The sequence below is a fragment of the Erythrobacter sp. JB3-1 genome (assembly GCF_057364995.1).
On record NZ_CP200289.1, the window covers coordinates 919,205 to 932,377 of the forward strand.

General features: G+C 60.6%; 9 protein-coding genes. 4 read left to right on the forward strand and 5 right to left on the reverse strand.

Features of this window, described 5'->3' with window-relative positions; genetic code table 11:
- Positions 1–94: 94 nt before the first annotated feature.
- Positions 95–685 (reverse strand): DUF4126 domain-containing protein, encoded by a 591-nt coding sequence (locus AC0V6M_RS04265; protein ID WP_486137618.1) that lies wholly within the window; start codon positions 683–685, stop codon positions 95–97.
- A gap of 78 nt (positions 686–763) precedes the next feature.
- Here AC0V6M_RS04265 and AC0V6M_RS04270 point away from each other — a divergent pair, with 78 nt between their 5' ends.
- Positions 764–1,768, forward strand: coding sequence for a DUF1176 domain-containing protein (locus AC0V6M_RS04270; RefSeq protein ID WP_486137619.1), 1,005 nt, complete (start codon positions 764–766; stop codon positions 1,766–1,768).
- A gap of 202 nt (positions 1,769–1,970) precedes the next feature.
- On the opposite strand, the gene AC0V6M_RS04275 is transcribed toward AC0V6M_RS04270, so the two are convergent.
- From AC0V6M_RS04275 to AC0V6M_RS04290, 4 genes are all read right to left on the reverse strand, one after another.
- On the reverse strand, positions 1,971–3,152 hold the full coding sequence (locus AC0V6M_RS04275; RefSeq protein WP_486137620.1) for an acetyl-CoA C-acyltransferase: 1,182 nt from the start codon (positions 3,150–3,152) through the stop codon (positions 1,971–1,973).
- A 121-nt stretch (positions 3,153–3,273) separates the two neighbouring features.
- The gene (locus AC0V6M_RS04280) at positions 3,274–3,723 is read right to left on the reverse strand and encodes a MaoC family dehydratase (RefSeq protein ID WP_486137621.1); all 450 of its coding nucleotides are present in this window, start codon (positions 3,721–3,723) and stop codon (positions 3,274–3,276) included.
- Positions 3,724–3,832: 109 nt separating this feature from the next.
- Positions 3,833–5,254 carry a DUF5935 domain-containing protein gene (locus AC0V6M_RS04285; protein ID WP_486137622.1) on the reverse strand — a complete coding sequence of 474 codons (1,422 nt, stop codon included), beginning with the start codon at positions 5,252–5,254 and terminating at the stop codon, positions 3,833–3,835.
- Positions 5,255–5,473, reverse strand: a complete 219-nt coding sequence (locus AC0V6M_RS04290; RefSeq protein ID WP_486137623.1) for a hypothetical protein — start codon at positions 5,471–5,473, stop codon at positions 5,255–5,257. It lies immediately after the preceding gene.
- A 112-nt stretch (positions 5,474–5,585) separates the two neighbouring features.
- Between AC0V6M_RS04290 and AC0V6M_RS04295 the strand changes: the two genes are divergently transcribed.
- The 3 genes from AC0V6M_RS04295 to gltB all read left to right on the forward strand — a co-directional run bounded on the left by AC0V6M_RS04295 (position 5,586) and on the right by gltB (position 13,166).
- Positions 5,586–6,851, forward strand: a complete 1,266-nt coding sequence (locus AC0V6M_RS04295) for a TIGR04063 family PEP-CTERM/XrtA system glycosyltransferase (RefSeq protein ID WP_486137624.1) — start codon at positions 5,586–5,588, stop codon at positions 6,849–6,851.
- Positions 6,844–8,019 (forward strand): hypothetical protein, encoded by a 1,176-nt coding sequence (locus AC0V6M_RS04300; RefSeq protein WP_486137625.1) that lies wholly within the window; start codon positions 6,844–6,846, stop codon positions 8,017–8,019. The genes AC0V6M_RS04295 and AC0V6M_RS04300 overlap by 8 nt, the downstream gene beginning before the upstream one ends.
- Before the next feature lie 494 nt (positions 8,020–8,513).
- Complete coding sequence (gltB, locus tag AC0V6M_RS04305; protein WP_486137626.1) at positions 8,514–13,166, forward strand: glutamate synthase large subunit; 4,653 nt, start codon at positions 8,514–8,516, stop codon at positions 13,164–13,166.
- Positions 13,167–13,173 lie beyond the last annotated feature (7 nt).

Here is a 13,173-nt window from a genome sequence, read left to right on the forward strand (position 1 = left end):
ATCGAACGGAAGCTTCTCTTTTCAGACTGTCTCAAAGCGGACATTCCGCTCCCCACCCCCAAAGCTGTCTTTTGCGGTGAGTTGGCGTTGTTGCTCAACCCTCAACCTTCGGCGTTCTGAAAAACAGCCGCTTTATGACCCGCCGCCCCCACAATAGCAGCAAGACCACCAGCACCAGCAGCACCAGCGCGATCCCGCCCGCCACCAGCGGATATTCGTAAGCGACATAGAGCAGGCCCACGGTCGCAACGTCCTCTGCGCTGGAGGCCATCACATTGCTGACCGGCTCGGGTGAGGTGTTGACCACGGCCCGCGCGCTCGCCTTGCCGCCATGCGCCAAAAAGCTCGCCCCGCCGCCCAGCAGAAACGCAACCACCTGCATCGCCGGGTCAGAAGGATCGACAATCGCCAGCGCCAGCAAGGCCCCGCCAACTGGCCGCACCAAGGTGTGCACCGTATCCCAGATGGAATCGAGCCACATCACCTTGTCGGCAAAGAACTCCGCCAGCGCACCAAGCGCGGCAATGCCCATCACCCATGGGTTTTCAAGCACGCCAAGGCTGGCAAGATGCTCTGGGATCGGAATCGCATCGAGCCGCATCGCCAGCCCCGTGGCAAACACGCACAAATAGAGTCGCCAGCCGCTCAAAAGGCTGACGCTCCCCGCAATCCCAATGATTTCCATGATCCCCATGTTCGGAGTTTGCGGCAGTTGCGCTTACTATGCAATGTCCGTTCATCCGCGAACTGGCAGGAGTGACCTATGAGTACCATTGCAATTCTTAGTGCGGCATCCGCGCTTGTGGCCGACATTCCGCAGCCGGTGACATTCCAAGACTGGACCACATCATGCGACAATATGCGCTATTGCGAGGCGCAGGCGGCGCAGGATAGCTTTGCAGGCAGCGGATGGGTGGTGCGCATAGCGCGGGACGGGACGCCATCAAGCAGTCCCACAGTTTCACTCTTCCCGGCCTTCGATGTTCCGGAAACGGCCACAAAAGTAAGATTTGATGGCCGCGTAAGCGATTTCGGGATCGACGCTATCGGCAATCTGGTTGGCGACCCTGCGCTGTTCCTGAAGGCGATGGCGAAGGCACGACATGCGGACATCATTGATGCGGACCAACAAGTTGTCGGCAGCCTTGCGGTCAATGGGGCATCGGCCGCGCTGCGTTGGATTGATGATCGGCAGAAGCGTGTGGGCACCGTTTCCGCGTTGATCGCGAAGGGGGCTAAACTGGCCAACGCGATGCCCGCTCTCCCAGTCTTGCCGGAAATCAAAACGCCCAAACGTTCAAGCGCCGGTCCAGTCGTGCTCAGCAAGGCTCATATCGCAACGATCAGGGAGCGCGCGGATTGCTTTTCAACCTCCAATAAGCATGAGTTTTTCCGCCTAGATGATGCGTACACACTCGGGTTGATCGCATGCGGCTTAGGCGCCTATCAGGGCTTCGCCGTCGCAGTTTTGATTGATGAAAGCGGCAACTGGTCGCGGGCACCAATCGAGCAAGCCGGGCCTGCGCGAGAGGGAGCCGGAGAGTGGGACGCCGCGTCCCTCGCAACGGCAAGCTATGCGCAAGAGCGATATCTACTTAGCACATTCGCAAAAGGACGCGGGCTAACCGATTGCGGGATGAGCGCGTCTTGGGTGTGGGATGGCGAAGCGTTCAGGCTCGCTTCTTATTCGTCTCTCTACGAATGCCGGGGCGGACCGCCGGGTGAGTGGCTCCCCCAATGGCAGACTAAGAACGATCCGCGTCCATAGGCACGGTCGCTGAGTCCGCGCAAAGAAAAGCCGGCGCAGGATCACTCCTGGCGCCGCCTCACTATCTTGCCTTTGGGCCTAGCCACCCGCGCCCTCCACCCTTCCACCCGGATACTAACCCGGTGTGATAATCCGGGTGGAAGGGTGGAGGGCGCGGGTGGCTAGGAAACGGGGAAGCCGGATGACCTCCCCGTCTCACAAATCAAAACACTTCAAACATGCCCGCTGCGCCCATACCGCCGCCGACACACATGGTCACGACGACATATTTGGCGCCGCGCCGCTTGCCTTCGATCAGCGCGTGGCCAACGCAGCGTGCGCCAGTCATGCCGTAAGGGTGGCCGATGGAGATTGAGCCGCCATTGACGTTAAGTATTGAGTTGTCGATGCCCAGCTTGTCGCGGCAGTAAAGCACTTGCACTGCGAAAGCTTCATTCAGCTCCCACAGGCCAACTTCGTCCATCTTCACGCCGGTTTGCTGGAGCAATTTTGGGATCGCGAAGACCGGGCCAATGCCCATTTCATCAGGCTCGGTGCCCGCAACCGCCATGCCGACATAGCGACCAAGTGGCTGGAGACCCTTTTGCTCAGCCAGCTTCGCTTCCATCAGAACCGAAGCCGACGAGCCGTCGGACAGCCGCGATGCGTTACCGGCCGTGATGACATTGCCCGGACCCATCACCGGCTGAAGACCTTGGAGACCTTCCAAAGTGGTGGTCGGACGGTTGCCCTCATCCTTGGTCATCGTGTGTTCGACTTCGGAAACTTCGCCGGTTTCCTTGTCCTTGACCATCATCGTGGTGGTGACAGGGACGATCTCGTCGTCGAACTTGCCAGCTTCCTGGCCAGCGGCGGTGCGCATTTGCGATTGCAGTGCGTATTCATCCTGCACGTCGCGGCTGATGTCATAACGCTTGGCCACCGTCTCGGCGGTTTGCAGCATCGGCATATAAACATTGCCGTGCATCGCGAGCAGCGACTTATCCATCGCGACGCGCATTTCCGGGGTCTGGACCATTGAAATCGAGTCCTGACCACCGCCGACGACCACATCCATATTGTCGACGATGATCTGTTTCGCCGCCGTGCTGATCGCCATCAGGCCCGAAGAGCACTGACGGTCGATGGTTTGCGCAGCGACCGACACTGGCGCGCCGCCGCGAAGGGCGACCTGACGGGCGATGTTGCCGGCCTGCGTGCCCTGAGTGAGAACTGCGCCCCAAACCACATCGTCGATTTCAGCGGCGTCGATACCGGCGCGCTCTACAGCGGGTTTGAACGAAGCGGCACCAAGGGTGGCTCCAGGGGTGGCGTTAAAGCCGCCCTTATAGGCCCGGCCAATTGGAGTACGGGCGGTAGAGACGATGACTGCGTCACGTGACATGGAGAATTCCTTATTTTCAATAGCTAACCTGCGTCATTCCAGCGAAAGCCGGAATCTCGGGCAGCGAAGTTTGCTCTGTGGCTCTAGACCCCAGCGTTCGCCGGGGTGACGAGGTTAAAACTTAAACGAACAGCATTGTGATCCATTCACAGATCAGAGCGGGCTTTTCTTCGCCTTCGATCTCGATCGTGATTTCAGAAGTTTGCTGCCACTGGCCCGGGCGCTTTTCGATCATTTCAGTCAGTTTCCAATGGCCGCGAATGCGCTTGCCAGAGCGGACTGGGTTGATGAAGCGGGTTTTGTTGCCGCCATAGTTCACGCCCATTTTCACGCCGTCGATCTTCGGCATATCCGAGTTGGCGGACAGGTAAGGGATCATCGAAAGCGTCATAAAGCCATGCGCGATGGTGCCGCCGAACGGCGTCATTTTGGCGGCTTCTTCGTCGATGTGAATGAACTGGTGATCACCGGTCGCGTCAGCGAACATGTTGATCTTTTCCTGGCTCATCTCGACCCATTCGCTGGTGCCGATATTTTCGCCGACTTTTGCGGCCAGATCTTGGGGGGTCATACTCGTGTCTCCTGCCAAAATTACGCGCTTCTCGCCCGAATCCGGGCGCGGCGCTTAGGCGGAGTAATGGCGCATCATTGCAGGAAGCGCAATGAGGTTTCCGTAAACGTCAACTTGCCGTTACGGCATTGGCACCAGCGGCGCTGCTTTGTCCGCTGGCCCGCGCCTTGCGCCGCGCGGTGGCGCCGATTTCGCGCGGCTTTTCCGGACCATTTTTGAAGCGCTTCGAATCGAGCCTGCGGCAGTAGGAATAAAGGGCGATTTGAAGGCCGATCAGCTTATAAAACATTGGCTGATAGGCAATGCCTTGGAACAGAGCGCCGGTGAGGTAAATCAGGCTGGCGAGCTGCAAGGCGACGGCCAAGGGCGCAATCCACCCCTCGCGTTCGTGGCCCACATCTTTCCAGCGGCTGCGGATGCGCTCCATCTGCCACACGCCCAGCCCTTGCAGCCACACCCAGATTATGAGGCCGGGCCAGCCCTGCTCGCCGAGCATTTCAAAGATGGAGGAATGGAAAGCGCGCGCCTCATCCGTCACATCGCGGTATTGAACCGAAGTCGTGTTGCCGACCTCTTCGCGCACGGGCAGTTCGTAGGTGAATGAATTGCCAAGATAGGAATTGAACCCGCCGCCAAACGGCTTTTTCGACGCGTATTCATAAGTCCAGGTCCACACCGCCACACGGGTAGAGGCGCTTTCATCCCCGCCCGGCTGAGCAATGGTGGCCATCCGCTCGTAATAGCTTTGCGGCAAAAACGGCAGGGCGATCACGCCCAGCACGCCGCCAGCGGCCATGAACAGCAAACGCCGTTTGACATAGCGCAGCAGCAGCAAGGCCAGCACCGCAATACAAACGAGGCCCGTGCGCGCCTCTGTGCCGATGGGCACCAGCAAGGAAGCGAACGTAAGGCCTACGGCGAACACATTGGCCGACCAATGTTTGGGCAGGATCGTGCCAAACCGCACCAGCCACCAGACCAGAGGGATCAGGCCAATCGCAACTGTTGCGAGGGTGGAACTTTCATACAGGCCGCTGTTGTCATTGACGAAGAAATTGAGGTTCTCATATCCGCCGCCGCCCAGCACAGTTTTCATCCCCGTGCCGATCACAATCGTTGCCACTGACAGGACAATGACCAAGGCCAGCGCCTCTAGCCGCAGCCGGGTGGTGATGGTGAGCGGCATGAAGATCGCAAACAGCAATGCTTTCCAAACCCATTCCCATTTCGCCTGTGCCGCCTCAGGGAAATCGGCATTTTGCGTCGTCCACCAGCAATAGACGAGCAGCGCCAGCATCAGGCCCTGACGCACGGAAAAGCGCCCACCCTCTTTGCGATCCAGCAGCAGCCAGCCGCCAAAGGCCGCGCCAAACGCGATGAAGGACACCGGGATCGAGGTGATGATCGAATAGCCGATCCGCTGCGGTGCGAGAATGTCGATATAGACATACAGCAGCACCCACAAATAGGGGCGCCTGAGGCCTAGCAGCAGGACAAAGCCGATAAAGGCGAGAAAGATGAGATCGAGCATTTAGACCGCTGTCTCATCGGGCGCAGGCGGGGCGGGATTGGCCGGTTCACCACGCGCGGCCTGTTTGCGGGCCGCCAGCGCGTCTTTGCGCCGCTGTTCTTCCGCCGCCTGATTTTCGGCAATCGCCGGATCCACGTCCAGATCATCGCGCCACACCAAGCGCAGCAGCACAATGGCGAGCAAGCCATGGCCGAGAGCAAGGGCGAAATAGTCGATCATTCTACGCGTGGTTCCCGCATGATTTATGGCAGGCACAATCGCCCACAATCAGGCGCTCTAACCAAACGCAGTTGACGTCCCGTTAAGGACAATCAGGCATAGCGCCCTTATCATGCGCGTCCTTCACGTTCTCGACCATTCGCTGCCGCTCCATTCCGGCTACACCTTTCGCACGCGCGCGATCCTGAAGGCGCAGACCGCGATGGGGATCGAAGTGCGCGGGATCACGGGCCTGCGCCACAGTGATGAGGGCGCTCTTACCGACCCAGAAGTGGTCGATGGACTGACCTTCCACCGCAGCACCGGCTTGGCCAGCGGGCCGCCGGTGATCAACGAAATCCGCGAGATGACGCATTTGTCGCTCTCCATTCAGGAGCTCGCCAAAGAGTGGCGGCCCGACATCATCCATGCCCATTCCCCGGCGCTGTGCGGCGGCGGCGCCTGGCGCGCATCACGCGCGTTGGATGTCCCGCTCGTCTATGAAATCCGCGCCTTTTGGGAAGATGCAGCGGTCGGCAATGGCACGGGGCGTGAGGGATCGATCAAATACCGCATGACCCGCGCGCTGGAGACGCAAATTGTCCGCCGCGCAGATGCAGTCTTCACCATTTGCGACGGCCTGCGCAGCGATCTGGTCCGGCGCGGAATCAATCCGGGCAAGCTTGGGATTATGCGCAACGGCGTGGATATGGCCATGTTTGGCGATCCGCCGCCGCGCGATGAGCGGCTGGCGGGCAAGCTGAACATCAGCGCTGATTCGCCAGTGATCGGCTTTATCGGCAGTTTCTACGCCTATGAGGGGCTGGACGACCTGATCGCCGCCATGCCCCGCCTGCGAGAGCAGCATCCGGGCATCAGGCTGCTGCTGGTGGGCGGCGGCGAAATGGCGGCCGAGTGGCGCGAGCAGGCTGCAAAGCTGCCTGATCCGGGTGCCGTGATCTTCACCGGGCGGGTGCCGCATTCTGAGGTTGAGCGCTATTATTCGCTGATCGATGTGCTGGCCTATCCGCGCAAGCACAGCCGCCTCACCGATCTTGTCACGCCGCTAAAACCACTCGAGGCCATGGCGCAGCAGCGGATCGTCGCCGCCTCTGATGTGGGCGGCCACCGCGAATTGATCACGCATAATGAAACCGGTTTTCTGTTCCCGCCAGACGATCCCGCCGCCTGCGCTGATGCACTGGCCAATATGCTGAGCGCGCGCGAAAGCTGGGACGGCGTGCGGATGCGCGGGCTAAAGCATGTCCGCAGCAGCCACGACTGGGCGCAAAATGCCAAACGTTATCGGGACGTTTACCAAAGCTTGCTAGCAGGCCGGGACGAAGCGCCAAACGCTATGGACGGCGTCGGCGCGAACAAACTTGGGGCGAATGGGTAAGATGGGCTTTCGCGAAGACTTGCACAGCAAAAGAGAAGCTGCGCGTGAACACGCTGAACTCGCGAGCGCGGAGGCACGCGGCGCGGGCCAATCCCTGTTTGAGCGGCTGAAACCGAAAGCCCGCAGCGAGAATAAGCCTGCGAAAAAGCGGCGCGCGTCGAAGGCGTCGATCGCTGCGCATAAGGCGTTTGTCCCGCTGCTCGCCGGTTGGGGCGCGGCCTTGGCTGGCCTGATGGTCGCGGTTCTACCCGCATCCAATATCACGGGCATCATGCAAACCGCTCAGCCGACCGTTTTGGGCGGCGCTGGCCGAATTGTGCTCGCATTGCTTGCGGCTTTGTTTGGCGGATTGATCGCCTTCGCGATTGCACGCGTGTGGAGCAATTCAGCCTCATCAAGCCGCTTTGACAGCGCCGCCGCGCTCGACAGCGAATACGACCGGGTTCGCCCGATTGATCCAAGCGCAGAGCTGGGCAGCGAAAGCCTCGATGCGCCGATTGATCCAGAGCTTGCAGCCGAATTTGCCGCTGAGACGGAAGAGTTTGAAGACGAGCTAGGCGAACCAGAATTTAAGCCCGAGGCATTCGAAGCTGAGGTTGAAGTTCCGACCGAAGAATTCACGGCTGACGAATTCACCGGGGAAGCAACCGCCGAACCGCAGGACGAACCACTCGATCTGGCCATGATCGCCGAGGTGCTGCCTGAGGACGAACTGGTGCTCGACACCGAAGTTCTCGAGCTCTCAGAAGAGACCGAAGCACCAGAGCCACTGGTGGAGGCCCCGCCACCTCTGCCAGAGGATGCGCCAGACTTCCTGCGCGGAGCCGCGCTGGAAAGCCTGCGTCAGATCCCCAAAGACGAACTTAGCTTGATGCAGATGGTTGAGCGCTTTGCCGCTGCCCTGCATGCGCATCAGGCGATCCACGGCGAAGGCGCCCAGCCGCGCCGCGATGCGGCTCTGGCTGAGGCTTTGCGCGCATTGTCGCTGTTCACCGAAGGCGAGGCCAAGATGGCGCAAATCCCAGCCGCCGCTGCGGTGGCCGATGGATCAAGCCTTGAAGGCACGGCCGCGCTTGGCGCGAATGGCTTTTCCGAGCGTGCCCAAAAGACCGAGCGCGAACTGCGCGATGCGCTGGCGAAACTGCAAAAGCTCAGCGGCGCTGCGTAACTGTTTTCCGCACGCCCATCCGGGCGCGCGATTTCCTCGCAGCTTGCGGACAAGTCCGCGCTGCTGCGGGCGGCCACAAGGGCCTTGCGGTCGGCTGGTCGCCGACCGAGCTCCGCGGCCAAGCCAGATAGAGGGCGCTGGTTCGACGCCGCAGGCGTCGCAAGGGCCTTGTGCCCGCCCGCAGCGACGCGACCTTCAGGTCGCATGAGCGAGGAAAGCCAAGGGAGCGGATGCGAACGCCGGCGCTTGAGGCTAAACAAAAACGCAACAAAACCCCGGCTTAGTTGAGCGGTGCGCAATCGCGCTAAAGCTCAGGCATAGCTATGCGAAAGAATGCTACGTTCTTCGCGGTTGCAAAATTGCGATTCTGTCGGCAAAAGGCTTTGAAGTGATGCAGATCGCGCTCCGCATGGGCCGCTCTGCAGGCAATTCTGCCGGCCACAAGCCCACCGGGCCTGTCGCCAGTGCCGGCATCTGACAGAATGGATTTTTCGATGGGACAGCCCGCGGCCCAAGGCCTTTATGACGCTCGAAACGAACACGATGCCTGCGGCGTCGGCATGGTCGCGCATATTAAAGGCGAAAAAAGCCACTCCATCATTGAGCAATCGCTCGAGATTCTGAACCGGATCGACCACCGCGGCGCAGTGGGCGCGGACCCGTTGCTGGGCGATGGCGCCGGGATTTTGCTGCAAATTCCAGACCCTTTGTTCCGCAATTGGGCCGATGAAGCTGGCCATGATCTGCCCGCGGCGGGCGATTATGCGGTGGCAATGTGCTTCATGCCGCAAGACGCCGCAGCGCGCGCGTTTGTGACCGAACAATTTGAGAAATTCACCGCCAAAGAAGGCCAGCGTTTTGTCGGCTGGCGCGATGTCCCGACCACACTTGATGGCCTGGGCAAAGCGGTGATCGATTCGATGCCGGTGATCCAGCAAGCGGTGATCGCACGCGGCGAAAACTGCGCCGATCAAGACGCGTTTGAGCGCAAGCTGCTGGTGATTCGCAAGCAGGTGCAAAACCCGCTCGCAAAGCTGGCGGTAAAGCACGATCTGCCCGGCCTCACCGAGCTCTATCTGCCGAGCTTCTCCAGCCGCACGATCGCCTACAAAGGCCTGCTGCTGTGTGACCAGGTCGGCAGCTTCTTTAACGATCTGCGCGATCCGGCCTGCGTCTCCGCGCTTGGCCTGGTGCACCAGCGTTTCTCAACCAACACCTTCCCCGGCTGGCGTCTGGCCCACCCGTTCCGCCTGATTGCGCACAATGGCGAGATCAACACGGTGCGCGGCAATGTGAACTGGATGAACGCCCGCCGCCGCACGATGGAAAGCGACCTGCTGGGCGTTGACCTCGATAAGATGTGGCCGATCATTCCGCATGGCCAATCTGACACGGCCTGCCTCGACAATGCGCTCGAACTGCTGCTCGCCGGCGGATATTCACTCGCACACGCGATGATGATGCTGATCCCCGAGGCGTGGTCCAAGAACGAGTTGATGGATCCCGACCAGCGCGCGTTCTACGAATATCACGCAGCATTGATGGAGCCGTGGGACGGACCCGCAGCCGTCGCCTTCACCGATGGCCGCCAAATTGGCGCAACGCTGGATCGCAACGGTCTGCGCCCGGCGCGTTTCTGCGTTACCAAAGACGACATCGTCTGCCTCGCCTCAGAAAGCGGCGTTTTGCCGTTCGCAGAAGAAGACATCACCCGTAAGTGGCGCCTGCAACCGGGCAAGATGCTGCTGATCGATCTGGAGCAAGGCCGGATCATCGAGGATGACGAGCTGAAGGCGGATCTGGCGGGCGCAGAGCCCTATGCCGATTGGCTCAAGAAGGCTCAGTTTAAGCTGGAAGATATCGCCGATATCGAGCCGGAACTGTCCGAAGTGGTTGAGCGCGATGAGGCCGATGGCAATTCGCTGCTAATACGCCAGCAGGCGTTCGGCTACACTCAGGAAGACATCTCGCGCTTCCTCGAGCCGATGGCGGTGAAGGGCGATGATCCGCTGGGATCGATGGGCACTGACACACCGATTGCTGTGCTGTCGAACAAATCGCGCCTGCTTTACGATTATTTCAAGCAGAACTTTGCGCAGGTCACGAACCCGCCGATTGATCCAATCCGTGAAGAGCTGGTGATGAGCCTGCTGTCGATGATCGGACCGCGCCCGAACCTGCTTGGCCGGGAGGCCGGCACGCATAAGCGGCTTGAGGTCGAACAGCCGATCTTGACCAATGATGATCTGGCCAAGATCCGCACGGTGGAAACCGCGCTGGACGGCGCGTTCCGCTGTGCGACGATCGATATGACTTGGGACGCTGAGGCAGGCGTCGAAGGCATTGAGCTGGCGATCAAGGAAATGTGCTGGGCCGCGACCGAGGCGGTGCTGCAAGACCACAACATCCTGGTGCTGTCAGACCGCGCTCAGAACGCGGACCGCATTCCCATGCCCGCTTTGCTCGCCACGGCCGCTGTGCATCACCATCTGGTGCGCCAAGGCCTGCGGATGCAGACCGGCCTGGTCGTGGAAACCGGCGAAGCGCGCGAAGTGCACCATTTCTGCGTACTCGCAGGTTACGGCGCCGAAGCGATCAACCCTTACATGGCGTTTGAAACGCTGGAGGATATTCGCCGCAAGAAGCACCTTGAGCTGGACCCGCGCGAGGTTGAACAAAACTACATCAAGGCCATCGGCAAAGGCATTCGCAAGGTCATGTCCAAAATGGGCATCTCGACCTATCAATCCTATTGCGGCGCGCAGATCTTTGACGCGGTTGGCCTGTCCACTCCGTTTGTCGAAGCCTATTTCACCGGCACCTCGACCACCATCGAAGGTGTGGGCTTGGCCCAAGTCGCCGAGGAAAGCGTGCGCCGCCACGCGCAGGCTTATGGCGACAACCCGATCTATGAGAGCATGCTCGATGTGGGCGGCATCTATCAATACCGTCTGCGCGGCGAAGAGCACGCCTGGACACCAAAGAACGTTGCCGATCTTCAGCACGCCGTGCGCGGCAACAATCCTTCAAACTACGAAGAATTTGCCAAGAGCGTGAACGAGCAATCCGAACGCCTGCTGACCATTCGCGGGCTGATGGAGTTCAAGAAAGCCGACGAGGCGATCCCGCTCGACGAGGTTGAGCCAGCATCCGAAATCGTCAAACGTTTCAGCACCGGCGCAATGAGCTTTGGCTCGATCAGCCACGAAGCGCATTCGACCCTGGCGGTCGCGATGAACCGCATTGGCGGGCGCTCCAACACCGGTGAAGGCGGCGAGGAACCGTTCCGCTTCACGCCGCTGGACAATGGCGATTCCATGCGCAGCCGGATCAAGCAGGTGGCCTCGGGACGCTTTGGCGTCACGACGGAATATCTCGCAAATTCCGACGATATCCAGATCAAGATGGCGCAGGGCGCAAAGCCCGGCGAAGGCGGTCAGCTGCCCGGTCACAAGGTCGACAAACGGATTGGCGCGGTGCGCCATTCGACGCCGGGTGTTGGCCTGATCTCGCCGCCGCCGCACCACGATATTTACTCGATCGAAGACCTCGCTCAGCTGATCCACGATTTGAAAAACGTGCAGCCAGAGGCGCGCATTTCGGTCAAGCTGGTGTCCGAAGTGGGCGTGGGCACCGTGGCCGCTGGCGTTTCAAAAGCGCGCGCGGACCATATCACCATCTCCGGCTATGACGGCGGGACCGGCGCATCGCCGCTGACCAGCCTGACGCATGCGGGCAGCCCTTGGGAAATCGGCCTCGCCGAAACACAGCAGACCCTGCTGCTCAACGATCTGCGCAGCCGCATCGCCGTGCAGGTCGACGGCGGCCTGCGCACCGGGCGCGACGTTGCCATTGGCGCGCTGCTGGGCGCGGACGAGTTCGGCTTTGCCACAGCGCCGCTGATCGCGGCGGGCTGCATCATGATGCGCAAATGCCACCTCAACACCTGCCCCGTTGGCGTCGCCACGCAGGATCCAGAGCTACGCAAGCGCTTCACCGGCCAGCCAGAGCATGTGGTCAATTACATGTTCTTCGTTGCCGAAGAGCTGCGCCAGATCATGGCTGAAATGGGCTTCCGCACGGTCGATGAAATGGTTGGCCGCGCCGACCGTCTCGATATGAGCCGGATGCACCGCCACTGGAAGGCGAGCGGAATTGATCTCTCGCGGTTGCTGCACATGCCAGAGCTGCCGGAAGGCGCATCATTGCAGCACACCGAGGGTCAGGATCACGGCCTTAGCGCCGCGCTCGACAATGCGCTGATCGCGGATTGCGCAGAGGCGATCCAAGCGAAGAAGCCGGTTCAACTGACCTATGAGATCGCCAACAAAAACCGCACCGCTGGCGCGATGCTGTCTGGCCGGATCGCTGCTGCGCATGGCCATGAAGGCCTGCCGCCAGAGACGATCCGCATCAATTTGAGCGGTGTGGCTGGCCAGAGCTTTGGCGCATGGCTCGCGCACGGCGTCACGCTTGATCTGTCAGGCGATGCCAATGACTACGTCGGCAAGGGTCTATCAGGCGGGCGCATCATCGTGCGCCAACCAGATACGGCAAACCGCGACCCAAGCGAGAACATCATCGTCGGCAACACCGTGCTTTACGGCGCGATTGCGGGTGAGGCGTATTTCGGCGGTGTCGGGGGCGAGCGCTTTGCCGTGCGCAATTCCGGCGCGATCGCCGTGGTCGAGGGCGCGGGCGATCACGCCTGCGAATATATGACCGGCGGCGTTGTCGTTGTGCTGGGCAAGACGGGCCGCAACTTTGCCGCAGGGATGAGCGGCGGGGTGGCCTACGTCTATGATCCGGATGGCACGTTCGAAAGCCTGGTGAACAAGGCGCAGGTCGACCTGCTGCCAATCTCCGCAGAGCCTGACGCCGAAGACGGCACCGGACGCCCGGCGCAGCGCGCCAGCTCCGTGCATGATTTCGGCATGGGCGACATGCTGCGCCATGATGCAGAGCGGCTCAAGATCTTGATCGAGCGCCACCAATTGCACACGGGCAGCACCAAGGCTGGCGAATTGCTTGGCAATTGGGAGCAATCGCTGAGCCAGTTCGTGAAAGTTATGCCGAGCGATTATGCACGCGCGCTAAAGGCTCTCGAAGCTGAACGCGAAGAAGCCGCCTCGGTCGCAGCAGAATAGAAACAGA